This is a genomic window from Variovorax sp. Varisp53 (assembly GCF_059491555.1).
Genome location: NZ_CP168512.1, coordinates 5,144,534 through 5,171,449, shown reverse-complemented (window position 1 = coordinate 5,171,449; position 26,916 = coordinate 5,144,534). Strand labels below are relative to the sequence as shown.

Annotated in this window: 26 protein-coding genes; 9 read left to right on the top strand and 17 right to left on the bottom strand. The window is 61.8% G+C overall.

The genetic code is table 11. The annotated features are described in order from the left end of the window. Positions 1-7 precede the first annotated feature (7 nt). Both ACEOAB_RS24245 and ACEOAB_RS24240 read right to left on the bottom strand, forming a co-directional pair. Positions 8-1,126 (bottom strand): porin, encoded by a 1,119-nt coding sequence (locus ACEOAB_RS24245; protein ID WP_413747698.1) that lies wholly within the window; start codon positions 1,124-1,126, stop codon positions 8-10. A gap of 142 nt (positions 1,127-1,268) precedes the next feature. Further along, positions 1,269-2,303: a glycine betaine ABC transporter substrate-binding protein gene (locus tag ACEOAB_RS24240; protein ID WP_413747699.1), complete on the bottom strand. Its 1,035-nt coding sequence runs from the start codon at positions 2,301-2,303 to the stop codon at positions 1,269-1,271. Positions 2,304-2,652: 349 nt separating this feature from the next. On the opposite strand from ACEOAB_RS24240, the gene ACEOAB_RS24235 reads away from it, so the two are divergent. The 5 genes from ACEOAB_RS24235 to kynB all read left to right on the top strand — a co-directional run bounded on the left by ACEOAB_RS24235 (position 2,653) and on the right by kynB (position 6,482). Continuing rightward, positions 2,653-3,177, top strand: coding sequence for a MarR family winged helix-turn-helix transcriptional regulator (locus ACEOAB_RS24235; protein ID WP_413747700.1), 525 nt, complete (start codon positions 2,653-2,655; stop codon positions 3,175-3,177). A gap of 154 nt (positions 3,178-3,331) precedes the next feature. Further along, positions 3,332-4,555: an amino acid aminotransferase gene (locus ACEOAB_RS24230; protein ID WP_413747701.1), complete on the top strand. Its 1,224-nt coding sequence runs from the start codon at positions 3,332-3,334 to the stop codon at positions 4,553-4,555. Beyond that, positions 4,552-5,424 (top strand): tryptophan 2,3-dioxygenase, encoded by an 873-nt coding sequence (kynA, locus tag ACEOAB_RS24225; protein WP_413747702.1) that lies wholly within the window; start codon positions 4,552-4,554, stop codon positions 5,422-5,424. Before ACEOAB_RS24230 ends, kynA begins: the two co-directional genes overlap by 4 nt. A 28-nt stretch (positions 5,425-5,452) precedes the next feature. Beyond that, complete coding sequence (locus ACEOAB_RS24220; RefSeq protein ID WP_413747703.1) at positions 5,453-5,833, top strand: RidA family protein; 381 nt, start codon at positions 5,453-5,455, stop codon at positions 5,831-5,833. 1 nt (position 5,834) lies between these two features. Beyond that, entirely contained in the window at positions 5,835-6,482 is a 648-nt protein-coding gene (gene kynB / locus ACEOAB_RS24215; protein ID WP_413747704.1) for an arylformamidase, read from the top strand. Positions 6,483-6,566: 84 nt separating this feature from the next. On the opposite strand, the gene ACEOAB_RS24210 is transcribed toward kynB, so the two are convergent. The 9 genes from ACEOAB_RS24210 to ACEOAB_RS24170 all read right to left on the bottom strand — a co-directional run bounded on the left by ACEOAB_RS24210 (position 6,567) and on the right by ACEOAB_RS24170 (position 16,979). Then, positions 6,567-7,901: an NAD(P)/FAD-dependent oxidoreductase gene (locus ACEOAB_RS24210; RefSeq protein ID WP_413747705.1), complete on the bottom strand. Its 1,335-nt coding sequence runs from the start codon at positions 7,899-7,901 to the stop codon at positions 6,567-6,569. A 35-nt stretch (positions 7,902-7,936) separates the two neighbouring features. Next, positions 7,937-8,275, bottom strand: a complete 339-nt coding sequence (locus ACEOAB_RS24205; protein ID WP_413747706.1) for a hypothetical protein — start codon at positions 8,273-8,275, stop codon at positions 7,937-7,939. A gap of 81 nt (positions 8,276-8,356) precedes the next feature. Further along, a complete protein-coding gene (locus ACEOAB_RS24200; protein ID WP_413747707.1) occupies positions 8,357-9,184 on the bottom strand; it encodes a betaine/proline/choline family ABC transporter ATP-binding protein in 828 nt (275 codons plus the stop codon). Beyond that, positions 9,181-10,086 carry an ABC transporter permease gene (locus ACEOAB_RS24195; RefSeq protein ID WP_413747708.1) on the bottom strand — a complete coding sequence of 302 codons (906 nt, stop codon included), beginning with the start codon at positions 10,084-10,086 and terminating at the stop codon, positions 9,181-9,183. The genes ACEOAB_RS24200 and ACEOAB_RS24195 overlap by 4 nt, the downstream gene beginning before the upstream one ends. A gap of 35 nt (positions 10,087-10,121) precedes the next feature. Further along, positions 10,122-11,372 carry an aromatic ring-hydroxylating oxygenase subunit alpha gene (locus ACEOAB_RS24190; protein WP_413747709.1) on the bottom strand — a complete coding sequence of 417 codons (1,251 nt, stop codon included), beginning with the start codon at positions 11,370-11,372 and terminating at the stop codon, positions 10,122-10,124. A gap of 433 nt (positions 11,373-11,805) precedes the next feature. Further along, a complete protein-coding gene (locus tag ACEOAB_RS24185; protein WP_413747710.1) occupies positions 11,806-13,362 on the bottom strand; it encodes a carotenoid oxygenase family protein in 1,557 nt (518 codons plus the stop codon). 42 nt (positions 13,363-13,404) lie between these two features. Next, entirely contained in the window at positions 13,405-14,304 is a 900-nt protein-coding gene (locus tag ACEOAB_RS24180; protein WP_413747711.1) for an alpha/beta hydrolase, read from the bottom strand. 253 nt (positions 14,305-14,557) lie between these two features. Further along, a complete protein-coding gene (locus ACEOAB_RS24175) occupies positions 14,558-15,844 on the bottom strand; it encodes an MFS transporter (protein WP_413747712.1) in 1,287 nt (428 codons plus the stop codon). 127 nt (positions 15,845-15,971) lie between these two features. Then, a complete protein-coding gene (locus ACEOAB_RS24170) occupies positions 15,972-16,979 on the bottom strand; it encodes a DUF8021 domain-containing protein (RefSeq protein ID WP_413747713.1) in 1,008 nt (335 codons plus the stop codon). Between the two features lie 212 nt (positions 16,980-17,191). Between ACEOAB_RS24170 and ACEOAB_RS24165 the strand changes: the two genes are divergently transcribed. Both ACEOAB_RS24165 and ACEOAB_RS24160 read left to right on the top strand, forming a co-directional pair. Then, positions 17,192-18,106: a LysR family transcriptional regulator gene (locus tag ACEOAB_RS24165; RefSeq protein WP_413747714.1), complete on the top strand. Its 915-nt coding sequence runs from the start codon at positions 17,192-17,194 to the stop codon at positions 18,104-18,106. 108 nt (positions 18,107-18,214) lie between these two features. Continuing rightward, entirely contained in the window at positions 18,215-18,979 is a 765-nt protein-coding gene (locus tag ACEOAB_RS24160; RefSeq protein WP_413747715.1) for a substrate-binding domain-containing protein, read from the top strand. A 75-nt stretch (positions 18,980-19,054) separates the two neighbouring features. Here ACEOAB_RS24160 and ACEOAB_RS24155 read toward each other — a convergent pair whose 3' ends face one another. The 3 genes from ACEOAB_RS24155 to ACEOAB_RS24145 form a co-directional block, all read right to left on the bottom strand. Next, positions 19,055-20,464: an amino acid permease gene (locus ACEOAB_RS24155; RefSeq protein ID WP_413747761.1), complete on the bottom strand. Its 1,410-nt coding sequence runs from the start codon at positions 20,462-20,464 to the stop codon at positions 19,055-19,057. A gap of 20 nt (positions 20,465-20,484) precedes the next feature. Beyond that, positions 20,485-20,811 (bottom strand): cupin domain-containing protein, encoded by a 327-nt coding sequence (locus ACEOAB_RS24150; protein WP_495653152.1) that lies wholly within the window; start codon positions 20,809-20,811, stop codon positions 20,485-20,487. Positions 20,812-20,873: 62 nt separating this feature from the next. Next, complete coding sequence (locus ACEOAB_RS24145; protein ID WP_413747717.1) at positions 20,874-22,199, bottom strand: NAD(P)/FAD-dependent oxidoreductase; 1,326 nt, start codon at positions 22,197-22,199, stop codon at positions 20,874-20,876. Positions 22,200-22,430: 231 nt separating this feature from the next. On the opposite strand from ACEOAB_RS24145, the gene ACEOAB_RS24140 reads away from it, so the two are divergent. Continuing rightward, positions 22,431-23,072, top strand: a complete 642-nt coding sequence (locus tag ACEOAB_RS24140; protein ID WP_413747718.1) for a TetR/AcrR family transcriptional regulator — start codon at positions 22,431-22,433, stop codon at positions 23,070-23,072. Positions 23,073-23,263: 191 nt separating this feature from the next. Here the strand turns inward: ACEOAB_RS24140 and ACEOAB_RS24135 are convergent, their stop codons facing one another. The 3 genes from ACEOAB_RS24135 to ACEOAB_RS24125 all read right to left on the bottom strand — a co-directional run bounded on the left by ACEOAB_RS24135 (position 23,264) and on the right by ACEOAB_RS24125 (position 25,675). Next, positions 23,264-24,208 (bottom strand): MBL fold metallo-hydrolase, encoded by a 945-nt coding sequence (locus ACEOAB_RS24135; protein WP_413747719.1) that lies wholly within the window; start codon positions 24,206-24,208, stop codon positions 23,264-23,266. Positions 24,209-24,304: 96 nt separating this feature from the next. After that, on the bottom strand, positions 24,305-24,784 hold the full coding sequence (locus tag ACEOAB_RS24130; RefSeq protein ID WP_413747720.1) for a PaaI family thioesterase: 480 nt from the start codon (positions 24,782-24,784) through the stop codon (positions 24,305-24,307). A 3-nt stretch (positions 24,785-24,787) separates the two neighbouring features. After that, complete coding sequence (locus ACEOAB_RS24125) at positions 24,788-25,675, bottom strand: beta-keto acid cleavage family enzyme (RefSeq protein ID WP_413747721.1); 888 nt, start codon at positions 25,673-25,675, stop codon at positions 24,788-24,790. 240 nt (positions 25,676-25,915) lie between these two features. Here ACEOAB_RS24125 and ACEOAB_RS24120 point away from each other — a divergent pair, with 240 nt between their 5' ends. Beyond that, positions 25,916-26,914: a fumarylacetoacetate hydrolase family protein gene (locus ACEOAB_RS24120; RefSeq protein ID WP_413747722.1), complete on the top strand. Its 999-nt coding sequence runs from the start codon at positions 25,916-25,918 to the stop codon at positions 26,912-26,914. The last annotated feature ends 2 nt before the right edge of the window (positions 26,915-26,916 follow it).

Genomic DNA, 26,916 nt, shown 5'->3' with positions numbered 1-26,916 from the left:
TGCGAACTCAGAACGAATGACTCATCCCCAGGGCATATCCGGTCGCGGACCGATGGCCCTTGTCGTCGGTGTACTTCCACCTGGAATGCGAGAGATCGGCAAACAGACTGGTTCGCTTGGACAGCGCATAGCTGTAGCCTAGGCTGGCCATGGTGATCGGCCCAGAGAATCCGGTGCCGGCATTCTTGAACGTGCTACCGATGTAGTTGAAGCCATTGGTCGCCCCTTGCCTGTCCCTGCCGAGCCCGACCTTGAGGGTCGATACACCGAAGGTGTAGGCCGCGCTCAGGGTCAGGCCCGTACGCGTGCTCTTCGGGTCGCTGGCACCGGCCCAGTTCGTCCACTCGGGCCCGAAGATGGCGCCATCGCGATTGAGCTTGACCTTGCTGTAGCCCCCCATGATCTGCAACTCGGAGAACTTGTAGCTGGCGCCTATGAATGCCAGCCGATCTTTCTGACTGTTTCGCTCCAGGCCCACCATCGCTGAGATGGGGCCGTCCTCGTAGCGAACGGTGCCGCTCACGCCGCGTGTCAGGTCGCCAGGGTCACGATCGACTGCCGCGGAAAAGTGTGCACTGAACCCTCCGAACTTCGGCGAGTCGTAGAAGACGCCGTTGTTGAGGCGCCCATACTCCCGCGTCTGTGGGTTGGACAGGTAGTCCGGCGCAAAGGCGTACCACTGGGGCGACGCAATGCGATCGAAGTTGTACCAGGCGTCGTAGAGCCAGGCAGCCTGCCAGACAGGGGTGAGGGCTCGTCCCAGGCGGATCGCACCGAAAGGGCCCTTTAGTCCGACGGTCGACTCGTCTTTCCAGAAGGGGCGCTGGGCGTCCGAGTTCTCGAGTGTCCCGGTGTCGATGTCGAAGCGGGTGCTCAGCTTGAATGTAGCCGCCAGGCCGCCGCCGAGATCTTCCGTGCCTGAGAACGAGATGTTGCTTCGGCCGATAGTTCCCAGCTGTGTCGGGCCGCCTGTCTTTCTGCTGATGCCGATGTCCAGCCAGCCCGAGATGCTGACGGTGGACTGGGCGTGGGCCCAGCCGGCCAGCGCCATGCCAGACAGAAGTACACCGAACGTGGGTATGAACCGGAGCAAGGGGCGGGTGGGGTGCGAAGGCAAAGTGTTCATGACGAATCTCCTCGAGTTGTTGCTTTGGTGGGGCAAGGCATTTGGCGACGGGCACGGCTGCGCCCTCGCTCGGTCAGCAAGCGGATTGACAAGAGCGGGGGAGGGCGAGCGCGACGCCGTTCGTTCGCGCTCGATCAGGCGGTTACTTCAGCGAGGACTGGACCTTCGCCGCGACTGGTGCAGGCACCCACTGTGTCCACACCTCGCCGTGCTGGCGAAGGAATGCCACCGCCATCTTGTCGGCGCCGGTCTTCTTGTCGGACATCTCAGCGATCACCCCATTGAGCAGCGGCATCTGGAGCCTGACCTTGCCAACCAGGGATGCGACGTCCGGATTCGTGCGCGCGAAGGCACTTGTCATCGCCACGCTCAGATTGGTGGCCGGCGATGCGGATCCGCAGGGACTGGGAACAGTCGACTCGTGGATGGTTTTCCAGCATTTCTCCGAGAACGCCGGCTCCTCCAGGCGAATGGCTTTGAACTTGCCGAGAATGCTGGATGGCGCGAAGTAGCTGAAAACGATGGGCTTGCCCCGTTGAAATGCGGAACTGATCGCGGACTCCAAGGCCGCGCCTGTGCCGGGACGGAAGTTGTTGTAGGTCGCCTCCAGGCCGTACGCCTTCATCCTCTGATTGTTGTCCTTCTCGCAGGCCCACCCTGTAGGGCAGTTGTAGATGCGGCCCTTGGAAGGGTCTTCCTCGTCCTTGAAGATTTCCTTGTACTTGGCCAGGTCGGACACTGTTTTCAGATCGGGCGCCAGCGCCTTGATGCCGCGCGATGCGTCACCCTTGACGACGAGCTCGGGCACGTAGAAGCCCTCGAGCCCCCCGCCTTCGACCAGTTCGCCGACGACCTGGATGCGACCCTCCTTGGCGCCGGTCTCGAAGGACTCCGTGCGGCCTTGCCAGTACTCGACGAAGACATCGAGATTTCCGGAAAGCAGCGCGGCCTGCGTGATCGGGCTCGAGCCGGTCACCGTGTCGGTCTTGCAGCCATAGCCTCGCTCGAGGATGGCGCGGATGATCTCGGTGTAGAACTTCCCGCTGTCCCAGCCGATCTCCGCGAATCGGATGGGATTGCCGCCGTTGCAGGCGGCCGGGGTCGAAGTCTGAGCAGAGGCGCCGAAAGCAGCGACTGCCATTGAACAGTAGGAAATCAATCGGACTAGCTTCTTCATGACGGTGGTGCCGGTACATTGAAAGTAGCCGCAAAAGTGAGCACGTCACCTCGCGGGCCCTTGAGGGACGTCGGGCATCGCTTGCCTGCGCCCAGCCATTCCTCGAATCGTGGTTGAAACTCTCGATGCCACGACCTGAGCGCAATGTAAGAATGGGCTAGACAGTTGACTAAATCAATTCTGCATAGTGAGCCCTGATCGCGGCGGCGCGATCACACGACGCGCATGCACCAGCCTGCGCGAAGAGGCGAGCTCAGGGTCAATCCTGATTCCGAAGCACCGGATTTGAACCAAACTTGAATGCTAAAGAACGCTGTCTATCGACAGGGTAGTACATCTCTCGTTTCTCTTGCTGGTCCGCACGATGAAAAACCCTCGGTCGATTGATATGGTCAAGACCGAGCCTTTGCGACGGCTTGCGTCATTGGATCCTCGCTGCTTGGGTGAGATGCTCGACTATCGTCTGTATCTGACCTATCGAGATTGCGGCTACGTCACCGAACGACTTCTTCGTACCGAGTTTGGTGTCAACCGTAGGCGGTGGCGGATCATCGCGATCGTGCATCAGTTGGAAGGCGCGACGCTGAGCGACATCGCCGAGGGCGCTGAATTGGACAAGGCCCAGGCGTCGAGAACGGTGGGAACCATGGTTCGGGAAGGCTTCCTCAAGCGGCTGTCGAACCCTGACAATGCTCGTTTCGCGAAGATCATTTTCACGGACAAGGGGCGCGAACTGTACGACGCCATACTGGCGCGCTACAGAGAGGCCAATATTTCGCTGGTGGCGTCGCTCACCTATGACGAGATTGCCATGCTGGACGGCATCCTCGAGAAACTGCGCCAGCATTCCACCCTGTTGATGTCTCCCCATTAGCTCCGGCGGTGTCCGAAGCGCGCGGCGCCTGGGCGATGCAATGCTGAATCCGGGCTGCCAGGGTTGACCCCGTCCAGTTCGCGCCTGCCGCGCCGGCGACTGCATTGCCGAGGTTTGATTTAGTCAACTGAACGACAGGCTCTTACGATGAGCCATGCCCTCTGCAAAGTCCCTATTCGCCCATGTCTTGCCGTTCCCCGGCGATCCCATTCTGTCGCTCATGGAAGCCTTCGAGCAGGACCCGCGTCCTGCCAAGGTCAGCTTGAGCATTGGCCTGTATTTTGACGAGGCGGGTCGCCTGCCTGTGCTGGACTCGGTGCGACAGGCCGCTCAGGCCCTTGCACAAGCTGGCGGCCCCTGCGGCTATTTGCCCATCGAGGGCATCGCAGCCTATCGGCAGCTGGTGCAGAACCTGGTGTTTGGCGACGACCACGAGGCCGTACGCGCGCAGCGCATCGCCACCGTGCAGACCCTCGGCGGCTCGGGTGCGCTCAAGGTCGGCGCGGACTTTATCAAGCATCATTTCCCCGATGCTGAAGTCTGGATCAGCGACCCGACTTGGGATAACCACCTTGCAATCCTGGAGGGCGCGGGCCTGCGCGTGCAAAACTATCCCTACTACGACGAGGTCACCGGAGCGCTGCGTTTCGACGCCATGCTGCAGACACTGCAGCGGCTTCCCTCGGGCAGCGTGGTGCTGTTGCACGCGAGTTGCCACAACCCGACGGGTGTGGATCTGTCGCGTGCTCAGTGGGAGGCGCTGATCCCTGTGATCGTCGACCGCGGCCTGATTCCCTTCGTTGACATGGCTTACCAGGGCTTCGGCGACGGCCTGGACGAGGACGCCTGGTCCGTGCGCGCCCTGGCCGACGCGGGAGCCCAGGCCCTTGTGGCGAATTCGTTCTCCAAAAACTTCTCGCTGTACGGCGAGCGCGTGGGCGGCCTCAGCGTGGTTTGCAACGATGCAGCCACGGCGAGCCGTGTACTGGGTCAGCTCAAGGCCGCAGTGCGCCGCAACTACTCATCGCCGCCGGCTCAGGGGGCGCGCCTGGTGCAGCAGGTCCTGCAATCGCGCGAGCTGAAGGAAGGCTGGGCCGAGGATCTGGCCCGGATGCGCGAGCGCATCAAGGCCATGCGCGCAAGCCTCCATGAAGCGCTGCACGAGCATTTTGGGGATCGGCGCGACTTCCGCTTCCTGCTGACTCAGCGTGGCATGTTCAGCTACACCGGCATCACCGAGGCGCAGGTCAACCGCTTGCGCGATGAGCACGGCGTCTACTTGGTGCGCTCAGGCCGCATGTGCATGTCGGGGCTGTCGCGCGCCAACGTGCGTTACGTTGCCGACGCCATCATCAAGGTGCTGGGAGAGAACCAATGAACATGACTCGAGTACCTGGAGTAGATGTAGTCGGTGTGACGGAACGCATCGTCGCCGAGGAGAGGGCGAAGCTGGACTTTAGCCAGGCCATGAGCTACGGCGACTATTTGCACCTGGATCAAGTCCTCGGTGCCCAGCATCCGCTATCGCCCGCGCACGACGAGATGCTGTTCATCATCCAGCACCAGACAAGCGAACTCTGGATGAAGCTGATGCTGCACGAACTCGATGCTGCTACCGCAGCGGTGGTGAACGACCAGTATGCTGCCAGCTTCAAGATGCTGGCGCGCGTCTCGCGCATCATGGAACAGCTGGTCAACGCGTGGACGGTGCTCTCGACGATGACGCCTCCCGAATACACGGCCATGCGCCCCTATCTCGCCAATTCCAGCGGTTTCCAGAGTGCGCAATACCGATGCATCGAGTTCGCGCTGGGCAACAAGAATGCCGCCATGCTCCAGCCTCATGCGCACCGGCCCGACTTGCTGGCCCGGGTTGAGGCCGCCTGGCGCGCGCCCTCGCTCTACGACGAATCGCTCCGGTTGCTGGCGCGGCGCGGACTGGCCATTCCTGCAGACCATCTCGATCGCGACTGGACTCAGCCCTACAGCGCCAGTCCCGACGTCGAGGCCGCCTGGCTGGTCGTCTATCGCGAGCCGCATGCGCACTGGGATCTCTACCAGCTCGGCGAAAAGCTCGCCGATATAGAGGACGCGTTCCGCCTCTGGCGCTTCCGCCATCTCACCACTGTGGAGCGCGTCATCGGCTTCAAGCGCGGTACCGGTGGCACGGGTGGCGTGAGCTATCTCAAGAAGATGCTCGACGTGGTGCTCTTCCCCGAGATATGGACGGTCCGGACGGCCCTGTGATGCTCCCTTCCTGCCATCAGCCAACACCATGAGGCATATCGTCGTCGACACCGACCTGCCGCCCCTCGATCAACCCTTCTCGTGGGCCGTCAAGGCCAGCGGGTCCATGCTGTTCACGGCCCATGGCCCTGTGCGTCCCGACGGTAGCATCGACACCGGGCCCATCGAAAAGCAGGCGCACCTGAGTTTTTCCAACCTGCGCAGCGCCGTTCACGCGGCCGGCGGCACGTTGGACGATGTGACCCAGGTGCTGATCTACATGACCGACGTGAGCGACATGCCGGCCATCGATGTAGTCTACCGCCGGTTTTTCGACGCACCCTACCCCAACCGCTCCAGCATGGGCGTCGCCGCACTCGTGGTTCCCGGCATGAAGATCGAGATCGTTGCCTATGCCATGCTCCGATGAAATGCCACGGGCCAAGTGCGCGAGGCCCCGGATCTGGGACATCTCCCCTGCTGTTCATGCGGCGAGCCCGGTTTTTCCGGGCGACACGCCTTACTCGCAGCAATGGTGCGCCACCATCGCCCCGGGCTGTCCGGTGAACGTGAGCGCGATCACCTTGTCGCCGCATGTGGGTGCGCATGCCGACGCACCGCTGCACTACGACCCGGAGGGCGCTGCCATCGGGAGGCTGGATCTGCACGCCTTTCTCGGGCCCTGCCGCGTGGTCCATGCGATCGGCGGCGGACCACCGATCACGTGGCGGCATATCGCCCACGCCATCACCGTCGACCTGCCCCCGCGCGTGCTGGTGCGCACCTATGCTCAGGTACCCGTGGCGTGGGATGGCGACTTGGCCGCGTATGCACCCGATACGGTCGGGCAACTGGCCGACCTGGGCGTCCTGCTGATCGGCATCGATACCGCCAGCATCGACCCGGCCGGCAGCAAGACCTTGGATAGCCACCAGGTCATCCGGCGGCGCGGCCTGCGCGTGCTCGAGAACTTGGTGCTGGACGAGGTGCCTGAGGGAGACTATGAATTGATCGCGTTGCCGCTCAAGCTCATGCAGGCCGATGCCTCGCCGGTGCGAGCGGTGCTGCGTGCTTGGTGAAACCCTGCGTTGCCGGTTAGGCATGATGGTGGGGAGGCCCGGCCCCACGCGACACAGGCCCCCGGCGCGTGGCCTCGAATCCCTCTATTTCTCGGATCGCCCTGCCCACTTCATGCTGGCAAGATAGGCACGCACGCCGATATCCAGGATAGGCCGATGCGGCAGCATGCCCGGAGCGCCGAGCGCGATCATGTCAGCGATCAAGGGGTGGCCGGTATCAGATGCCAGTTCGGCGATCAAGGCGCCCGCCGCAGTTTGTTTCGCGATCCCGACGCCATTGCAATTGACTGCGGCATAGACGTTTTCCGACAATCTTCCCCAGCCGGGCGCGCCGTTCTGAGTGAGCGAAAGAAAGCCGGCCCAGAAATGTTCAAGGGTCACTTGGCCGAGCATTGGGAATCTGGCTCGGAACAGCAATTCGTGCGCGTGCTTCATGCGCTCGCGCAACGACTCTGGGCAACGCAGCGCCGGCGCGAACTGGAAACCGTATCGAAACAGGATGCGAAAATCCTGGGTGTACCGCAAGGTCGCACCGGCGATGCCGTGCGCAGGCGTGATGCCCCAGTCGGCAGTGCCGCCAAGTCTCTTGCGTTCCTCAGGCGTCAAGGGCCGAGAAAGGCTCGCGAACAGCACGAACGGCAAGAGTTGCCTCTTGAAGTATCCGAAGCGGCTGATGAACGCGTTGTTGGTCAACACGGCTTTGCGAGCTGATATCTTGACACCGCCCGGCAACGTGGCTGTGACGCCAGGCGCGGTCTTGAGTGAGAGGACAGGCGAATTCTCGAACAGATGGACGTTCGGAGGCAGCGCATCCGCAAGCCCACGCGACAAGGCCGCCGGATTCATCAGTCGCGTTCCGGGCGTGTAGATGGCGGAATCGTAGTATCGGGTGCCGAGACGCTCGTGAAGGGCCTCTCCCTGCAGGAACTGGTAGGGTTCCCCGAGCGCATCCAGCTCGGCAGCTGTGGACCCGAGAATCTTGCGGGAGATCTCGGGCGAAACCGCGCAGTCATATCGGCCGCTTCTGCTCCACTGACAATCAATGTCGTGGGTGCGCACCAGTTCATCCAGGCAATCGATTCCATACCGGCTCAGCCGAATGTGCCGGAGCCCTTTCTCCATGTTGCTCGGATCGTGATCGTTGTTGTGCGGCAGGTCGATGGCAAACCCGGCATTGCGGCCCTGTGCGCCCTCGCCGACTTGTTGAGCCTCGAGTAGCGCAACGGTCTGGGAGGGGTTCAGCAGGGCTAGCCGGCTGGCCGCTGCCATGCCGGCATAGCCGGAACCGACCACGAGCCAATCGAAGTCGGCTGACTCCTGAGCTGCCGGGCGATGCTCACGCCTGGGCAGGATCGCCGACCAGCCATTGGTCTTGTCGTCCGCCGGGAGCAGCTTTTCGGGTTCTGGTGCAACGTTCATACGGGTACTCGATGCGAACGAATCGTGAAAGGGCATTAGATCGTTGTCGCGACAAAGAAGAACTCGGCGTCGGTGCCGAAATAGGTGACCGTCGAGCCGCGGCTGATGGAGAGAACCTCGCCCGCCGATGCACTCAGATCGACGCCATCACAGCCGACGCCCAGCGTGCCCTGCAGCACGTAGATCACCTCGTCGTAGTCCAGCGTCTTCGATGGCGTTCGGCCCTGCCTCAAGCGGCCGAATCCCGACGTCAGCGAATTCCCAGGCGAACGGGCTGCGTGTGCGATGCCACCGCCGTTGTCCTCCGCGCCACTGCGCAATTCCCACGCCGCTTCCGCAGCGCGAGTCAACACAACCGTTTTGAGTTCATTCATGCAAATACACGTCGAGATCACCGCCTCCGCATGCGGCGCGGGATGATGGAAGGATTGCCCAGAGAGCTTGCCGAGGCCGAATCAGGACGGCAGACGGTGCTCGGCGAAGCGTCGGACGTAGTCGTTTGCCGGGCGGGAGAGAATGTCCGCCGGCGTGCCGACCTGGACGACGGCACCGTCCCGCATGATTGCAATCCGTGAGCCGATCTTCACTGCCTCGTCGAAGTCGTGAGTGATGAACACGATCGTTTTCTTGAGATTGCGCTGAACGTCTATGAGCAAGTCCTGCATCTCGGCCCGAATCAGCGGGTCCAGTGCGCTGAATGCCTCGTCGAGCAAAACGACATCTGTTTCACCCACAAGCGCACGCGCAAGGCCGACCCGCTGGCGCATTCCGCCCGACAACTCATCGGGGTACTTGTGTCCGTACCCCTTGAGGTTCATCTTGCCGTTAATCCACTCTTCGGCCTTGGCTCGCGACTGCTGCACGTCGTCGCCACGCACCACCAGTCCGAACTCCACGTTCTCGACGGCTGTCTTGTGAGGCAGGAGGGCAAAACTCTGGAAGACCATGCTGATCTGCCGGCGCCGGACTTCGCGCAACTCGCGCTCGTCCAGCGTCACGATGTTGCGTCCCTGCAGCCAGATCTCCCCGGCGGTCGGTTCGATCAGGCGGTTCAGATGCCGGACGAGGGTGGACTTTCCAGAGCCTGACAGTCCCATGATCACGAAGATCTCGCCGGCGTGGATGTCAAGGGACACGTCGTTGACGCCCAAGGTGCATCCTGTTCGCTCGAGAACGTTCTCCTTGCTTTCCCCGCCACGCGCCATCTGGAGGGCCTGCGCGATGGCGTTGGTGCTCGGACCAAAGACCTTGTAGACGTTCTTGACCTGCAGTGAGCGCGTCATGCGGGCTCTCCCACGGCGGGAAGGGTACGCGCGCCGCGCAGACGGACAAGCTGCAATCGTTCGCGGCGGCTCCGGCCGAAGGCTTGGCTGATTCGATCAACCACGATCGCGAGGATGACAATTGCCAGCCCTGCCTGGAGTCCCTTGCCGATGTCGAGATTGTTGATGCCGGCAAGCACATCCTCTCCCAGGCCGCGCGCACCGATCATTGATGCGATGACGACCATTCCAAGCGCCATCATGATGGCTTGATTGATGCCCGCCATGATGCTGGGCCGCGCCAGCGGCAGCTGGACCTTGAACAACAATTGCAAACGCGAGCAGCCGAAGGACTGCCCTGCCTCGATCATGTCGGGAGGCACCTGCCGAATGCCGAGATCCGTCAGTCTGACGAGAGGCGGCAAGGCATAGATCACCGTTGCGATGACAGCCGGCACTTTGCCAAGGCCAAAGAGCATCAGGACTGGGATCATGTAGACGAAGGTCGGGAGCGTTTGCATCATGTCCAGCACTGGAGCGAGGCTGTTGCGCAGCAGCGAACTGCGAGACATCGCGATACCCGCAGGAAGTCCCAGGCAGATCGCAAGAAACGTCGAGACGAACAGGATCGCCACCGTTTGCTGGAGCTTGTCCCAAAGGCCGAAGCAACCGATGAGGTACAGCAGCAAGACCAGCACCGCGCTCGTACGCAGGCGTCGGGTGGCAACCCAAGCCAGCACGCCAACGATGGCCAGGAAGACGGCAGGGGGCGTTCCCCGCAAGACAGTCTCGATGGGCAGCAGACCCCATTCCAGAATGAAGCGGCTGAAGGCCTGGAAAAGGTCACCGAAGCGCTGAACGACGCCCGAGAACAAGGTGTTGACCCATTCCTCGAATGACAGACGCAGGAAGATTCCGTTCATGTTATTCCCTTCTGGCGATGCGCCATGTCGACCTCTCAGATTGCCAAGGCTTCGTCTTGTTGGGGATTAGCAGCGACGTGGGCCGCACGCATTTCCTTCATGTACCACTCGATGAAGGCCATGACGCCACCTTCGGATTCCGGAGAATAGGGACCGGGCCGATAACCGGGGGTATTGATCCCGAGCTGATTGTTCTCCGCCAGCTTGCGATCCTGATTGTTTGTGGCATTCCAGACGTGCGTCAGAGTGTCCAGGTCGTAGTCGACGCCTTCGACTGCATCGGCGTGTACGAGCCACTTCGTGGTCACGGCGGTCGTCTGTTCATCGATCGGCGTCACCCGGAAGGCGATGGCATGGTCGCCCAGCGCATGGTTCCAAGTGTTGGGGAAGTGCAGAAGGCGTACGGACCCGACATCAAAATCAGGTAACTCGCCCATCACGCGCCTGCTGGCAGGCTCGCCCGTCATGGTGAATGACTTTCCATTGACCATCGGCACGCGAACGATCTGCCAACCCTCGGGGTCGGCGATCAATGAGTAAGGAAGACCTTGCTCGTCCCAGCGAGATTCGTCGGCCATGAGCTTCTCTCGGTATCCCGGCGGACAGCGAGGGTCCGATGTGTCTTCCACCTCTGCAATCGTCCGCAGGAGCTCCGGATGACTCACCCTGCAGTGATAGCACTCACGGTTGTTCTCGATGACGAGCTTCCAGTTTGCCCGCTCGATCAGCGTGGACTCGTGGGCCACCTTGGCCTGCCCCAGTTGATGCCGGGCAAGATACGGGGTGACGCCTTGCACGAATGCATCGAAGCTCGGAGCCTGTTCGGCCAGAGAGATGAAGACATAGCCCGCGACCTCACGGATATGCACAGGCGTGAGCGAATAGTTGCTCTTGTCGAAGTCGTCTCCCATGTCGCGAGCGCGCATGAGATCGCCGGTTGCCGCGTAGGTCCATTGATGGTAGGGGCAGGTGAACGTGCGCGAATTTCCTCGTTCGGCCGAGCAAATGCGGGATCCTCGATGGCGGCAGGTGTTGTGGAAGGCTCGCAGCTCGGAGTTCTGGTCCCGTGTGACGATCACCGAGGCATGTGCGATGTCATAGCGAAACCACATGCCAGGCTTGCTGACCTCGCAAGCCATGCCCGCGAAGATCCATTGTCGATGCCAGATGGCTTCGATTTCGGCTCGAAAGACGGCCGCATCCGCATAGAAAGGCTGCGCAAGGCTGAAGCCGGGACGGTGGGAAGTAATGAGGTCGGCAACGCGACTTTCAGCGTGCTGGGGCATCTGGCGATCCTTTCGAGCTATGGGCGTCATGAGAAGACCATGACGTTGCTCTTGGGATGCTAGGGCTACTCCCCACAATTGACTCAATCAAATGTGGGCCCCTGCTCTTCGTTGGCCAGGCTTGTTCTGTGCTTCCTGTTCAACGTCGAACGTGCTCCTGCATCGCACGCTGCAATGGTGATGCTGTCATTGCGGTGAAAAGGGGCTGCGTACGCTCTTGCTTGGATCGTCTCCTTCGGTTGCGTCCAGGCCGTCGTCGCCAGCCGCAATCAGGGTCTTCGCCTTTGGCCGGGCTCGCAGTCAAGAGCCCGGATGGAACGGTGACGTTCCGATATCGTCAAGCGGAGTAATCGTCCTGGCTTCAAACCGGCTTCATCAAGCCGCCTGCGCCTGCCGCAGAGGGCTTTCCGGGCCAGCCGTTGTCGGTTGCTATTCAACCCGTCTTGCCCGGCACGCGAGCGTACCCGTAGCGGTGGGTGCGGAAGGTCTCCTCGGGAATCCAGTTGCCATGAAAGGTGGAGCGTACGCGCACGCCGACGTCGTACAGAGCGACGGGGCCTGCGGTCACGTTCAGCGCGTCCAGCACCGCCATCTCGGAGCGGCCCTCCGCCAGCCGGTTGACGATGACCAGCAGCCAACCATCACCTTCGGGGCTGTCGGGTCGGCGCGGAAGGAAGTGCGGTTCGTGGATGTTGGTGCACGGGCCGAAGGAGTAGCGGCTGATCTCACCGGTGCGCAGGTCGACATGTCCGACGTCGGCGTTGCCATTGAAAATGTCGATGTAGCCTTCGGGCACCTGGGCTGTGTCGCCCGCTAGGCCGGCCATCGTGCCTTGGAGCGAACTGTTCTCCACCGGCCCGGAGGGAGGATGTCCGACGAGCGTCCAGACATGGTTGTAGGAATGACCCAGCCAGCGATCGTCGACGCGCGCAAGTTCGCAGATCGTGCCGAATTTGGACGAAACTTCGAAACCGTGATTGTCGGGCGAGAGATCGATCTCGATGCGCCTGAGTCGCTGCGGGTCGGGCATCGAGGGCTTGGCTCCTTCCTCGGGGAAGTGGAAGGAGATCCAGTTGCCGCGCGAGAGCAGCACGTCGAGGTGAATCTTCGATCCCTCTTGGAAGGCGTTGACCGTGTGTACGAAGCTGACCGGTGGGCCCTCGAACCAGCGGATGTCGGCCGGGGTGCCGTGTCGTTTGACGACCGCAATCTTGGTGCCATGCTGCGGTCGCCATTGGTAGAACAGGCCCGTGCGCTTGACGGCTTCGAGATCGGTGACAAGGGGATAGAAGCCGAACACGACGTAGTTCTCGGTGAACGCGAAGTCGTGCACCTGGCCGGCAAAGGGGGCATCGAACCAGATTTCGTCAGTGACGCGGCCTTCGTGATCGAACTCGTAGAAGACCATATCCGACGTGCCATCGCCTTTGGCCTGGTTGCCGAAGCTGAGCAAAGTGTCGGCCACCGGATCGATCTTCGGGTGTGCTGTTAGGCGCAAGGCCTTGACTTGCCCGTCGTAGTCGAATCGCCCGAGCGTTTCGAGCGTGTGCGGATCCAGCGCCCAGGGGAGGTCGTCCTCCTTCAGGACCAGCAATTTGTCTCTACAAAGCACCGCGTTGGTGTTGGCCGTGCCACCGTGGACGTCAGCCGCCGAGGGGTCCTTGTCGAAAGTATTGCGGTACTCACCGAACAAGGAACGGCCAGCTTTCTCTTGAGCGCGGAAACGGTCATTGCGCACCCAGCGGCTGCGATAGCTGACGGCGCCTTCGTGGAAGCGAAAACTGTGGACCATGCCTTCGCCGTCGATGAAGGCGTCGTCGCCGTGGCGCGGGGGGAACTGGCGATCCGGCCCCACCTTGTACAAGGTGCCGTTCAGATCCCGCGGCGGTTCACCTTCCAGCAAGGCCAGTAGGCTCACGTCGGATTCGACTCGCATCGGACGTCCCCAACCTTGATAGAGCGGGAGTTTGGAAAAACGTACATCAGGCATTGTTGTCTCCTGGGAATTTCTGAGAAGGGCATGAGCCGCGCGTCAGGTAGCGCTCGCCTCATTGCTGCGTGGGGCCCGGTGCCGGGCCACAAAGGCTTTGATTTCTTGCGACAGCAGGTCATTCGGCCTGCCGACAGCCAGTGCCGGCGACAAGTGGTTGTGATCAGGTAGATACAGCAAGTGCGGCCACCCGCCGCGCTTGGTGAACCATCGTTCGACCAGCAGCTGAGCCTGCTGTTGGAACTTCGGGGGGTCGTACTCCGCGACGGAGAACATGCATGGCACAGGGGTCTCAAGCAAACCGCTTAACGATGACTTGGCCCCGAAGTCGGCTGGGTCGGCGCCGTAGTAGGCGGTCTCAAGCGGGCCGCGCTCAAAGGTCGCCAGATCGTACAGTCCCGACAGCAAGACTGCCCCCGCGACTGCGAATCCGCGATGCAATGCAGGCGTCGCCAGGTAACTAGCCACGTGCGCGGCGCCGGCCGATTGCCCGACGAGGAAAATCGACTGCGGATCACCACCGCGTGCGGCCACTTGTGCTTGCAGCAGGTCGAGTGCGGCCGCGAGATCTTCCGCCCCCGCAGGCCAGGGGTGCTGCGGCGCCAGCCGGTAGGTGACGGTGACACCGACCGCCCCCGTCAGCGCAGCCCATGCGCCGAAGTTGTCGTAGAAGGGCAGGCCAGGAGCACGCTTGTCGCCTTGCACGAAACCACCGCCGTGCACGTACACGAGAACTGGCTTGTCGCGGGCGCCGTCCGGCGCGTGAAACAGGTCAAGCCGATGTCGCTCGTGCGGGCCGTAGGCGAGGTCGCGTTCTGTGGTCAGGCCGTTCGGTCGCAACGCCGTCGGCGCCAGGATTGCGGCGGTGTCAGCGAACGTGGTAGGTGCGAGCGCTGTGCCCAGTTCGCGGATCTGCTTCCAGACGTTGTGGTCAGTATTCATAAGGCTTTTCCGTTTTCTAGTACCGTCGATGCATGAAAGGTTATGCGCGGTCATTCAGCAGGAGAAACTCTTTCGGCCGAAGCGACGATTCGACCCGCCGCAACTATCAGGGGTAAACCCGCGAACCGCCCGGTGCGATGCCGTGGGGCAAGGAGTCGTTGGCATTCGCCGTTGCCTTACCCCGAAAGGCGGCCGAGCCATGATGTTCGCGCTCCGAGAGCCGCGTTTTCAATCGACCGTTGTCGTTGGTACTTCAGCTGACCGGATTCGCTCTCGCAGGCGCTTCGGTGTCGGCACTTCGCGGCTTGCGCACGCCGAACGCCACCAATACGAGAGCGATCACGATCGCGATCAGCGCGATCTGCGGGACCACCGCGATGCCAAGGCGTTGCGCCAGCGCGCCGGCCAATGCAGGCGCCAGTGCGCCGCCCAGGATTTCGCCCGTGCCGACGACAAGGCCGGTTGCCGAGTTCGCCAGTGCGGCCGGAACCGCGGCGCTGGTCAGCGGCCCGAGGGTGATTGCTATCGCACCTGAGGTCATACCCAGTGCAACAAACAGGATGGCGAACAACGCCAACGGGTCTGAGCCTATCGATGGGAGCAGCCATAGTGCGGCGACGTTCAAGGCCAGCGTCGCTAGTATCACCGGCTTGCATCCCAGGCGATCGGAGATCGCGGGCACCATTACCATCCCGACCAGACTGCCTATGCCCTGCCCGGCCAGCACCAGTCCCATCTGATCGAGTGACATCTTCAGGTGGTCGGTGAGGTAGTTGGGCAGGAAGGCAGCTAGCGTGATCACGCTGGTCAGGTAGCACGCCATGCACAGTGCGTTGACGATCACCGCGGAGTAGCGCAGGACTGCGCGCACACGTGGCGGCTCGGTCGATGTGGGCCGGTATGCTGGCACGTCGTTCTTCAGCATGTGGGCGATCGCGAGCGCCAGCGCCAGACCGGGGATCGCGACAACGGCGAACACCCAGTGCCAACTCGGCATAACCTTCAGCAGGCCGACCGCGATGAGCGGCCCCAGGCCCAGGCCGAACAACGGCTGTGCCATCTGTTGGAGACCGGTGTTTAAGCCTATACGCGAAGGCTTGGAGACTGTAACCACGGAGACTACTGCAGCCGGCATGTACGCACCGTCACACAATCCCATCAGTGCGCGTATTACCAGCAGGCTTATCAGTCCGGAAGCAAGACCGCTGATCGCGACAAGCACTGAGAAGGCCAACAGAGCCGGCAGCAGTACCCTCTTGCGCCCGATACGGTCCGACAGTCCCCCGGCGAAGATGGACGCGCAACCGCAGGCCAGTGCAAGTGCGGCTGCGACAAGGCCCATATCCTGGTAGTCCAGGCCCAGATCCTTCTGCATTACCGGAAAGAGCGGATTGATGATGAAGCGATCCAGGCCAAGCAGGCCGAGGCCGATGGTCAACAGGCCGACGGCCTTGAATTCGTACTTCGCATCCCACGGGCCGTCAGCGGCGGGTGGTCTGCGCGAAGAAGTCTCCAACTCGCCCGATGCGGTTGACTGCATGTCTTGTCTCCGTGGGGTTGAGGAAGCCTCGATGCGAGGCTTGGGTGCCCGCGTCACCGGCTCGGGCAGGTACTCGGCGTGTATGGAAGCGTAGCGACGAGGACGCCGCGTGGCATATCGGTGCGGTTTACGGCCTCTTTTCGGTCACTCCACCGGACGCCTTGGTCCAGGGTGAGCGCATGTGATAAGGCACCTGTATGAAGACCGTTTCGATACTCTTGATCTGGCCCGCCTCGACTTTGAACATCTCGAGCAGGCTCCAGGTTTGAGGTTCCCGATAGGGGGATCTCATTTCCGTCCCGTCATTCAATCGGTAGCTTCCGACGCGGCCCTTGTGGTCGATAAAGGCGCGTGTTATGACGATGCCGCGGGTCTCGTCCACCAAGAAGAAATCACGTTCCCGGACTCGGTCATTGAACCGATAGAACCCATTCCGGAAGCCCTTCTCCACGTCGGGGAAAGCTGTGCCATTTTCCAGACGGCGGATATCGGGAGAAAAGCGTGTGTGCATGGTTCCATCGTTTCTCTCCAGCGTGCTGAAGTAGCCGTTGGCAAGTTGGATGAGGCTGGCTCGGTCCATCCGCTCCGCTGGCGCCGTCAGGCGCTCGAAATCGGGAGCGTGCCGGAAGCGCTCCACATCCCCGATCGACACAGGCGGGGCCAGATAGCGAGATGTGGCGACCACATGCTCCACGTCAGCGATTCGTCCGCCGCTGACCCTGAGCCGGATCGCGAGGAATCCTGGGACATCTCCTTGCATGATCGACGTGAAGACTCCGACATGGCCCGTCACCGGATCGGAAACCGTGAGTGCGGGTCCGACTTCGCGAGTCACTGTGTCCCATGTGCCATCGGGCAGAGCCATCTCGACGTTGTTTTCCGTGAAGCGCACGTGCGAAGCGAAAGGCGCACGTGCTGGATCGTGCGCCAGGTAGGCCGTGCGATAGCGCGTCCCGATTTCTTCTAGGCATGTGCTATCACACGAGATTTCCTCGGCGGAGGCCGGCCCGGCACCAACGAGAAATATCGCCAGTACCGCGAGCAGCCAGCGCACGATCGCCTTTCCCTGCCGATTGATCGTGCTATTGGTCGCGCGCGAGGGGTTTTCCCATTCGCTTGTTGGGGTCGATTGCATGTGTTGTCTCCTTGTGTGGCAAGCCTTGCCACGTCAAGCGTGGTGTGCCGGAGGCTATGCATTGCGCATCGCCAGGACAACTCCTTTCGGTCGAAGTATCGATTCGGTCCGGCGCAATGATTTGGGGTTAACCCGAGGGGCGGCGACGATCGCGGACAGCAACGACAATCCGTGCTTTGGACCATCAGCCCTGTCCATGAGGTGTGCCAGCCGTGCGATTCAACAAACTCGATCTGAACCTTTTGGTGGCTCTAGACGCCCTGCTGAAGGAGCACAGCGTGACACTCGCCGCGGAGGCTCTGAATCTCAGTCCGTCGGCCATGAGCAACTCGTTGGCGCGGCTGCGTGACTACTTTGACGATGATCTGCTGGTGCAGATCGGTCGCAAGATGGAACTGACGCCTCGCGCGATCAACCTGCAAGAGGCCGTGCGTGACGTGCTTCTACGCATCGACAGCACGATTGCACAGGCGCCGGCCTTTGACCCGCGAACGAGCGACCGGCTGTTCCGAATCCTGGCTTCCGACTACACGCAGATGGTGCTGGGGCCGGCACTGATGGCACTAGCGGCTCAGCGGGGCAGCACGGTGCGCCTCGAGTTCGCGCCGCAGATCAAGCAGCCGCAGCATCTGCTTGAGCGCGGCGAGGCTGACCTTTTAATCATTCCCGCCGGCTACACCTCGCCTGAGCACCCGCACGCACCGATCTATCGTGAAAACTTCGTCTGCATGGTTTGGCGCGAGGGCAGACTCGCGCGCGGTCCGCTGAGCTTCGAGCGCTACGTCGATGCCGAGCATGTCGTGATGCAGCCTCGTGACGGGCGCGTCGACATCTTCGACAAGTCGATCCTCAAGCGCCACGGCGTCAGCCGCAAAGTGGCGGTGGTCACTTACAGTTTCGTCGCGCTACCGGCGCTTCTGGTCGGCACAGACCGCATCGCGACCGTGCACGAACGGATCGCCCATCGCTTGCTTAACGTCTGGCCGCTGGAGACTAGGCCGATGCCCATGGCCTTCGATGCGATGGAGCAGGCGATGCAGTGGCACAAGTTCCGGTCCAAAGATCCGGGGCTGGCTTGGCTGCGGGGACTGATTACTGCGGCGGGGCAACGCATTGATGAGTTCTAAAAGGATTTTTTTGCAAGCGGGCGCCGAAAGGAGAGCAGAAGAAAAAAGATCAGTGCCATCCAGCGGTCGCCGGATGCATATCCTTCACGCTACCCGCACGCCCAGCAAATGGTGGCGCAAATGCGCCAGGCTGAAGAGGTGCTGGCGCGACACCGCGACGCCGATTCGCCGCAGCACCTCGTCATAGGCGTCACACCCTGGATTGGGCAGACCCTGCTCGCCCATGTGCTGCCGCCGTATCGGGCCGAATTGCCGCACGTGCAGTTGGAATTGTTCGACGGCCTGTCGCGCCTCGCTCTGCCACTGCTGCGCGATAGCAGCCTGGACCTGATGATCGGCCGTATCCCGCCGCCGGAGACCATGGAGGGCCTGCAGACCAAGGAGCTATTTACCTATGACGTGACGGTAGTCGCACGAAGCGATCATCCACGCGCGGGAGTTCGTTCCATCGCCGAACTGCTCGACCAGGACTGGATCCTGAATTTCACACCCAACGAGCGAGCCGCAGCAATGGAAAACTTGTTTGGCCAACATGGCTACGAGGCCCCCCGGCGTCGCATTCACTTAGCCCACTCGGTAGCCCTGTCGATGACACTGGTGCAGCAGACCGACATGCTGAGCCTGTGTCCTTGGCCGCTGGTGGAAACTGAAGGGCGCAACAGCGGACTGGTGCTGCTACAACTGCGCGAGCGTTTCCACGCCAGCCACGTCGGCGTGGTGCGTCGCGCCAACCAGGCGCTGCCACATGCGGCGACGCGTTTCCTAGCGCATCTCATGGAACAGACAAACGCCTGTCTGGCCTCGAACGATCCTCGGCCGAAGCGCGTATTCCGCTCGGTGGAACTGCTGGCGGAAGAACAACCAGCCAGTTAGTTCATCGATCAGGAGCGTCCGGTTCCGACACGCGGGTTGCCTTGGCGAAGTTCATCGCCATTTGCAAGCAAGCTATCAGCCTGCCTGAGATGGAACGGGATTTGTCGCCGCATTGCGTTGCGGAGCGCATCGATAGAGGACGTAAACGATCCCGATCCATGCTGGAAGAGCAATGACCGACGATCGGATGCCGGGCGTCATCCACATTACGACCAGCAGAAGAGCTAACGCGGCAAGGCACAGGTAGTTGGTCATTGGCGAAAACGGTGCCCGGAAGGTCCGCACGGTTCCCTTCGCTTCATGCACTTTGCGATACTTCAGATGCACCACGATGATGATGGTCCAGGTGAGGACGAGTGCTGCCACCAGGAGTGACATAAGCATTTCAAGGGCTCCGGCAGGAGCGACGTAGTTCAACACAATGCACAGTGCGGTAAAGACGGCGGGATACGCAATGGCCCGCACGGGAACGCCACGCGCGTTCACTTGCATCAACGACTTCGGGGCATCGCCTTGCAGCGCCATGCCGAAGAGCATTCGACTGGTGCAGTACACCATGCTGTTGTAGACCGACAGCGTGGCGGTGAGGATCACGAAGTTGAGCAGGTGCGCGGCCACATGCTTGCCCAGGCCTGAAAAGACCAACACGAACGGGCTGCTGCTATAGGTGCCGCCACCGGCCTTGAGCTGCGCGACCAGATCATTCCACGGCGTGAGTGACAGGAGCACGACCATCGCGCCGACATAGAACATCAGCACTCGGATGATGATCTGATTGATGGCCTTGGGAAGGACCTTGCGTGGCTCCTCCGTCTCGGCGGCTGCGAAGCTGAGCATTTCCACCCCGCCGAAGGCGAACATGACGAAGGGAAATGCCATCACCAGTCCGGTGATACCGTTCGGCAGGAAGCCACCGTGCGACCAGAGATTGTTCACGGACTGATTCGCATCTTGTGTGGTGCACAGGAGGTAGATGCCCATCACAATCATCGCGACCACCGCCACGAGCTTGATCAGCGCGAACCAGAACTCGAACTCGCCAAATGCCTTCACGTTGATGAAGTTCACTGCGTTGATGAGCACAAAGCAGACCGCGGCCGTCACCCAGACCGGTATATCTGGCCACCAGAACTGGATGAACTTGCCAACGGCCGTCAGTTCGAGCATGCCCACCAGAACACACATGGCCACATAGTTCCAACCGGACAGAAAGCCGGCGAAGCGGCCCACGTAGCGGTTGGCAAAGTAGCTGAACGATCCAGCCGTGGGCTCCTCGGTCAGCATCTCGCCGAGAAACCGCATGATGAGGAAAACGATCAGCCCGCCAATGGCATATCCCAGGATCACACCGGGCCCGGCGAGTTCGATGATCCCTGCCGAGCCAAGGAAAAGGCCGGTGCCGATCGTTCCGCCCAAGGACAGAAGCTGAATGTGTCGGTTCTTCAGCTTGCGCTCAAGCTGCCCGGTAGAAGTGGATGCATGCATGATGGTCACCCTTGCCGAGTTCAGTTGGTCACGAAGAAGAGCTTGGCTTGGCTGCCGAAGTAGGTGACGGTAGTCCCTTTGGGCAACTCGATCACATCGCCGGCCCTTCCTTCGACGCGGGCGCCGTCTTTGGCCTCCACGCCGAATGTGCCCTCAAGCACCAGAATGACCTCGTCGTAGGTCAACGTCTTGGGCTCGGTCACGCCCTCGCAGCCACCAAAACCACATGGCAGGACGGCACCCTCGTCGTCGCGGATGGCCCAGGAAATGTCAGCAGCGCCCTGGGGTGCGCCGGCACGGGCCTGCGTTTCGATGGCGTTGGCTGGAATCAGTCGAACGGTCTTCACGGTCATGTCTCCTCGGAGGGATGTTGGATGGATGGAAGGGGGGGAGCGCCCCGGTTCATTCGCTATCGCTCGGCTCGGCCACGCCACATGTCCCACATCATCGTGAGGCCGACGCCGATGTCGCGCAGCGGGCGCGGGGGGATGTAGTCGGCGGTTCCCTGAGCCAGAAAGTCCGCGATCAGCGGGTTTTCGCGGCCGGCAGCCACATCCGCGATGAGCATGCCAGCGGCGGTATGGCGCACGATGCCAGAGCCGTTGCAGCAGGATGCGGCAAAGGCGTTCGCAGCAATCTGGCCGAAGGCAGGTGCGTGGTTGCGGGACACGGCCAGCCACCCCATCCAGAAGTGCTCGAGCCCCATGTCTCCCAATTGAGGAAAACGTCGGCGCAGCAACCCCAGGTTCATTGCCTTCGCCTTGGTCCGACGCTCCTCGGTGGTGCGCAGGGTTGGCGAGTACTCGAAACCTTGGCGAATCATCAGGCGCCGGTCACGTGTCAGTCGGAGAGTGGATCCAGCAATGCTTTCCGCTGGGGTGACGCCCCAGGTGTGGTCGGTGCCCAGCATCGCGACTTGCGATTCGGTGAGCGTGGGCGTGAGGCTGGCGAAAAGCAGGATGGGCATCTGGCGTTCGCGGTACACGCCAAACGATTGTGAATAGGCATTCACCGCCAGAATCAGCTTGCGCGCACGGATTCGCCCCAGGGCGGTTCGCACCAGAGGGGATGGGCCATCGAGGTCAACCTCAATGGCCGGCGAGTTCTCGAACAGCTGCACCTGCGCAGGCAGACTGTCCGCCAGGCCGCGTATGAGCGCTGCGGGGTTCAGGAGATAGGTGCCCGGCGTGTAGATGGCGGCGCGGTAGTAGTTCGTGCCGAGACGGTCCTGGAGCTTCTTCTGGTCAAGCCACTCGTATGGCTCCTTCCAGGTGTCAAGGTTGGCGGCGTAGTTCTTGAGTGTTTGCGCGGCCACCTCGTGCGTCACGGCGACGTGGTAGCGACCGGACTTCTCCCAGTCACATGCGATCGCGTGCTCTTTGACGAGACCATCAAGCTCATTCAGGGCGAAGTGGCCGATGCGAATGGCGCGTCGGCCTTGTTCGGTGGCCTCTGCGGACGTGCCGGGCGTGTGCGGCAGATCGATGGCAAAGCCTGAATTCCGTCCAGATGCGTTTTCGCCGACGACACCGGCTTCGATCAGCGCAATCGAGGCGGAGGGCTGCAGCCGCGCAAGCTGACGAGCCGCGGCGACGCCCGCATAGCCGGCCCCGACCACGACCCAGTCCACGTCGAGGTCGCCCTGCAGGGGAGCGCTCGGCAGCCGCGCGGGCAGAAGCGCGCTCCATCCATTGGTGCGGTCATCAGCGGGAAGGCGGTCGACGAGACGGGGCATGGCGGTTTCGTGTGTTCTGCGGGCGAGCGGTGGCGCCCTCTGGGGCCGGATTGTCGGGGGTGCATGAGAGATATGCAATATTTAATTATTGTTTATTGGTAATGGTTTCACCCGATCGGCATCTGTAGAAATGCGAATCGGGGCGTAACCGGGCGGACTTGGTCTAGAGTGCATGCCGCGGCGACCAGCGTCGCCATCTGGAATGAATGACATATGCAAGGAAACAAGAGCATGGACACGATGCCTCGCATCGTCAGCCGACCGGTTCACCGCCGACGCAGCCAGGCCGAGCGAAGCGAAACGACGCAGCGCAAGATCATCGATTCGGCCGTTCGGCTGCTTCAGAGGGTGGGTTTCCAGCAGACCAACCTGCAGGACATTGCACGCGGAGCCAAGATTTCTCTGGGGGCGTTACAGCACCAGTTTGGTAGTCGGCAGGTACTCATGGAGAAAGTCGTCGATGAGGTCATGGCGCCACTCGCGCCCGTCGGAGCGGCTTGGCCGGAGGATGCGTCCGGCCTCCCATTGGAAACGCGTGCTCGCGAGTTCGTTTGCCTTGCGTGGCAGCGGGTCTATGCGCCGCCCAGTTACGTGGCAACGTGGGGTTTGTTCTTCGGCTGCAAGACGACGCCCAGGCTGTTCAAGCGTATCGACGAGCACCGGCAAAGGGTTGATCCGATGTTCTTCGCACAGTTTGTGGACGTCTTCCCCGAGATCTCCCGCAACCACCCGCAGCCTGAGCGTTTCGCCGCGGTGGTGTTCGCTGCCCTCAGGGGGCTCGCCGTCATGCGCCTGTTCAAGATCGACGAGGTAGCCACAGAGCAAGAGCTCGAGGTCATTTCGCAGATCATCGTGAAGGCTGGCGAAGCGTGAGGCCGGCGCATGGCTGCCGGTTTCATACGCGTTGTCCATACGTGTTCGACCGGTGTGCCAATGAGGAGCCTATGCTGAGAGTGCGGGCGGGAGCGCCCCACAGTGTGGCCTGTCACCTTGATGAGTTGCCCGGAACCCGAAGCTGATGACGGCTATGTCGGGCGGGATCCGGACGCCGCTCGCGCGGCGCTTCAGTAAGACATGAGGTCCCGGGCGACGTGGACCGGCCCCTGATAGAACTTGCGCACAGCGTCGATGAAGAGTGAGTCCGGCTCGCCCCGTCCTGGAATGAGATGGGTAAGCACCACTTCCTTCACCCCGGCGGCTTGAGCAAGCCGCCCAACGTCTTCAGCCGTGGTGTGATCCTGGACCATGTGCTGATACAGCCCCTGCGCCAGGAGCGGGGGAAGTTCCTGCAGCTTCTTCTTGATGGAGGGCAGGTCCACTACCTCGTGAACGAGGAGGTCCGCTCCTCGTGCGAGTTCGAGCATGGCCTCGCACTTTCCCGTATCGCCACTGAAGACGACGACCTTGTCCGGTGTCTGGAAGCGGTACGCGTAGGATTTGTCTTCGCTCCGTGTGCCGCCTGCGGGATCTGGATGGAAGTGGCAATTCTCCACTGCGGTGACGGTAACCAGTTCATCCTTGAACACCGACCCTGAACGCTGGATGTCGTGGGCCTTGAACATCTCCTGCGGCTTGCGCAGACCCTTGGAGTCGGCCATTCGGATGCGAGCGTTCGGTGCGAAGTACTGGAGGAACCCATCGAGCATGGATTCCGTGCCGGCCGGCCCCCACACGTGGATGTCCGCACGGCGGCCTGTGCTCCAGGCCAGCCCCATGATCGTGCCCCAATCGGCATTGTGATCGTCGTGATTGTGTGTGATGAAGATGTGGTCGATCTTGCGCACGTCGAGTCCGGCGGCCAGCAACTGGCGTCCGACTCCATTGCCCGCATCCACCAGATAGACCCGGTCCTTGACCACCACCGCGTTGGCGGGCTGGCTTCGTTCCAGAGAAAGCAGCGGGCCGCCGACGGTGCCCAGCGTGATGATGCGGGTCTGCGCCGCTGCGAGTGCCGCGTGCAAGCTGAGTGCCAGCGTGGCCAGCCCAACGGCGATTTCCCGAAATTTCATGGTCTTGTCTCCAGGGTTGTGAATCAGATTGAGTGGGAAGAGCCTGCGCCGGCCGTCGCAACTGGTGCGGCGCAGCGGGTTCGCGCTGCAAGGGGCTTACTTTTGAAGGGGGACTATCGCGAGTGACGAGATGGCATTTGCGATGACACGGGAGCTCTGTGCGTCGTAGAGCGTCGCGTGGGCGAACGTGACTTTCCGGCCAACCTTGTCCACGCCCGCCACCGCCAGGAAGTCGCCTTCCTGTCCGGCCGTCTGCATATTGACGGTCAGGCTGATAGTGGAGCAGGTGAACCCCGGCTCCAACCGCGCCAGGACCGTCATGGCCATGGCGAGATCAAGCATGCTCGCGAGCGTGCCTCCTCCCACAACGCCGTTACCTTGCGTCGCGGCGCGAGGTGCTGTGAACCGCAACACCAGCTCATCTCCTCGTACCTCGACTAGCTGCGCCGAAAGATTCGCTAAGGCCGGGTTGACGTCGAGTGGCACATGGCGTTGACCGCTGGCCACGGCCTTGGCCACATAGGCCCGGGTGGGGTTGTCTTCCTGCAGCACGAATGACGACGAAAGCGATTCCATCGGTCAAGCACCCAGCAACGTGCTACGAGCGTAGTCCGCCGTAGCCACCTCGTAGCCGAGGTCCTCAATGATCCTGGCGGCCTTGGCGACAAGTTCGGCGTTGTCGCGCGCAAGCTTTCCGGGCGACACATACAGGTTGTCCTCGAGGCCGACCCGCACATGACCACCGAGGATGGATGCGGTCGCCACCATCGGGAATTGTTCCGGTCCGATGCCGAAGGCACTCCAATTCGCTCCGGCGGGAAGCAGACGTTGCATCTCGGCGACGACGGTCGGCGTCGCCGGTGCGCCCCAGGGAACTGAAAGGCACAGCTGGAAATAGGCGCTGCGGGGAATCGCCCCCATGCCGATCAAGTGGCTGGCAAGGCGCGCGTGGCCGAGGTCGAAGATCTCCAACTCCATCGTGACTCCAGCCTTCGCGATCTCCGCTGCCATCTCGCGCAGGTGCTGCGCGGTATTCACAAAGGCCGCCTCACCGAAATTCATTGTGGCGACATCGAGACTGCAGATGTCGGGCTTGAGCTTCACCACGTGCGCCACGCGTTCTTGCGGGGTCATCAGCTCTGCGTCTTGGATGGCTGCAATCCGGAATGGCGGATCCGTGGGGATCGTCAGCAACGTGCCAGGCCCTGTGGTCAGGTTGATCAGGACGCCACAGCGCGAATCGCGGATGCGATGAACCACCTCCTCGTAGTAGGCGAACTGCGTCGAGGATTTGCCGGTCTGCGGATCGCGCACGTGGATATGCACGATGGAGGCGCCGGCACGGGCGGCGTCAATGGCTTGCTCTGCAATCTCGCGTGGAGTCACGGGTACTGCGGGATTTCTGGGGCGTGTGTCTCCAGCTCCCGTCAAGGCGCAGGAGATGATGACGGGAGGGCGTTTGCTCATGGTGTTTTCCGTTCAAGGGATGGAGGAAGCCGGGCGCAGGGCACCGCACGGCACGACCGTTTGTTTGAGATGTAGTCGATACGTATCGTATCGTTATTTATATTAATGCGTCGGCACTGGGCCGGTCAACGGTTGGATCGCCAAGATCTTGCTTAAGAGGCTAGGGGTTAGTACTGACGAATGAAGATTAAATCGAGACGTATAGTTTCGCAAATCTATTCACCTCATCACGGAGTCAAAGTGAAACTCGGAAGATTTGTGGTTCAAGGTCTTGATGGCCCCGTCCAGCGCATTTGCATGGTTCTGCCGGAGCAATCGCGTGTTATCGATTTGCGTGCGGCCGAGGCTTTGCGCCAGCAGGCCCGCGGCGCGAGCCGCGAGGCGGCTCTGCGCTACGCCTCGGTCGTATTCCCGGAAAGCATGTCGGCTGCCATCGCCTTGGGGCAGGAATTCCTCGATACGGCGGCGGAGGCTGCGCAAAAGTACGGGGACGAGGCTTCGCTGCCGTTCGACGGCCTGAAGTGGGCTTCCGCCTGTGATCCGTCGATCGTGCGCGACGGACTCACCTTCGTGAAACACATCCGGCAGTTCCACGAGCGTATGAAACTCACGCCTGCGCCTGCCCTGCTGCAGGTGCCTGGCTACTTCAAAGGTTCGCCGTGGACCGTGATCGGACACGAAGCCGAAGTGCCGTGGCCCTCCCGTTGCGACAAGATGGACTACGAACTGGAGATCGGCTGGGTGATCGGCCGCAGCGCCCACAACATCACGCCAGAGACCGCTCGTTCGCACCTTTTCGGCGTGACCATCTTCAATGACTTCTCGGCACGCGATCTGCAGGCCAATGAGTTCGCCATCGGCATGGGGCCCACCAAGAGCAAGGACTTTGCCTACGGCATCGGGCCGTGGATTACCACGATCGACGAGTTCTCCCGTCTCGACAACATTCGCATGTCCGTACGTGTTAACGGCGAGACTTGGGGGGAGGGCGACAGCTCGGAGCTGCTCTGGAGCGTCGAAGAACTGATCGCCTACGTCTCGCTGGGCGATCACGTGCAGCCGGGTGACGTCATCGGCTCGGGCACGATGGGCAACGGTTCGGCCCTGGAGCTGGGGCGCAGCCTCAATCCGGGTGATGTGGTGGAACTGGAGGTCGCCGGTGTCGGGGTCTTGCGCAACCGCATGGCGCAGCGCGAGCAGGGCACTTGGTGGCCGGAGCCGCGCAAGCCGTTCATGTGAGT

Coding starts and splice junctions, on each gene's coding strand:
- ACEOAB_RS24170 (WP_413747713.1), bottom strand. CDS start 16,979: ATGCAATCGACCCCAACAAGCGAATGGGAAAACCCCTCGCGCGCGACC.
- ACEOAB_RS24185 (WP_413747710.1), bottom strand. CDS start 13,362: ATGCCTGATGTACGTTTTTCCAAACTCCCGCTCTATCAAGGTTGGGGA.
- ACEOAB_RS24190 (WP_413747709.1), bottom strand. CDS start 11,372: ATGCCCCAGCACGCTGAAAGTCGCGTTGCCGACCTCATTACTTCCCAC.
- ACEOAB_RS24130 (WP_413747720.1), bottom strand. CDS start 24,784: ATGGAATCGCTTTCGTCGTCATTCGTGCTGCAGGAAGACAACCCCACC.
- ACEOAB_RS24245 (WP_413747698.1), bottom strand. CDS start 1,126: ATGAACACTTTGCCTTCGCACCCCACCCGCCCCTTGCTCCGGTTCATA.
- ACEOAB_RS24175 (WP_413747712.1), bottom strand. CDS start 15,844: ATGCAGTCAACCGCATCGGGCGAGTTGGAGACTTCTTCGCGCAGACCA.
- ACEOAB_RS24180 (WP_413747711.1), bottom strand. CDS start 14,304: ATGAATACTGACCACAACGTCTGGAAGCAGATCCGCGAACTGGGCACA.
- kynB (WP_413747704.1), top strand. CDS start 5,835: ATGCCACGGGCCAAGTGCGCGAGGCCCCGGATCTGGGACATCTCCCCT.
- kynA (WP_413747702.1), top strand. CDS start 4,552: ATGAACATGACTCGAGTACCTGGAGTAGATGTAGTCGGTGTGACGGAA.
- ACEOAB_RS24230 (WP_413747701.1), top strand. CDS start 3,332: ATGCCCTCTGCAAAGTCCCTATTCGCCCATGTCTTGCCGTTCCCCGGC.
- ACEOAB_RS24195 (WP_413747708.1), bottom strand. CDS start 10,086: ATGAACGGAATCTTCCTGCGTCTGTCATTCGAGGAATGGGTCAACACC.
- ACEOAB_RS24210 (WP_413747705.1), bottom strand. CDS start 7,901: ATGAACGTTGCACCAGAACCCGAAAAGCTGCTCCCGGCGGACGACAAG.
- ACEOAB_RS24155 (WP_413747761.1), bottom strand. CDS start 20,464: ATGCATGCATCCACTTCTACCGGGCAGCTTGAGCGCAAGCTGAAGAAC.
- ACEOAB_RS24160 (WP_413747715.1), top strand. CDS start 18,215: ATGGTGGCGCAAATGCGCCAGGCTGAAGAGGTGCTGGCGCGACACCGC.
- ACEOAB_RS24145 (WP_413747717.1), bottom strand. CDS start 22,199: ATGCCCCGTCTCGTCGACCGCCTTCCCGCTGATGACCGCACCAATGGA.
- ACEOAB_RS24205 (WP_413747706.1), bottom strand. CDS start 8,275: ATGAATGAACTCAAAACGGTTGTGTTGACTCGCGCTGCGGAAGCGGCG.
- ACEOAB_RS24220 (WP_413747703.1), top strand. CDS start 5,453: ATGAGGCATATCGTCGTCGACACCGACCTGCCGCCCCTCGATCAACCC.
- ACEOAB_RS24240 (WP_413747699.1), bottom strand. CDS start 2,303: ATGAAGAAGCTAGTCCGATTGATTTCCTACTGTTCAATGGCAGTCGCT.
- ACEOAB_RS24135 (WP_413747719.1), bottom strand. CDS start 24,208: ATGAAATTTCGGGAAATCGCCGTTGGGCTGGCCACGCTGGCACTCAGC.
- ACEOAB_RS24200 (WP_413747707.1), bottom strand. CDS start 9,184: ATGACGCGCTCACTGCAGGTCAAGAACGTCTACAAGGTCTTTGGTCCG.
- ACEOAB_RS24125 (WP_413747721.1), bottom strand. CDS start 25,675: ATGAGCAAACGCCCTCCCGTCATCATCTCCTGCGCCTTGACGGGAGCT.
- ACEOAB_RS24140 (WP_413747718.1), top strand. CDS start 22,431: ATGGACACGATGCCTCGCATCGTCAGCCGACCGGTTCACCGCCGACGC.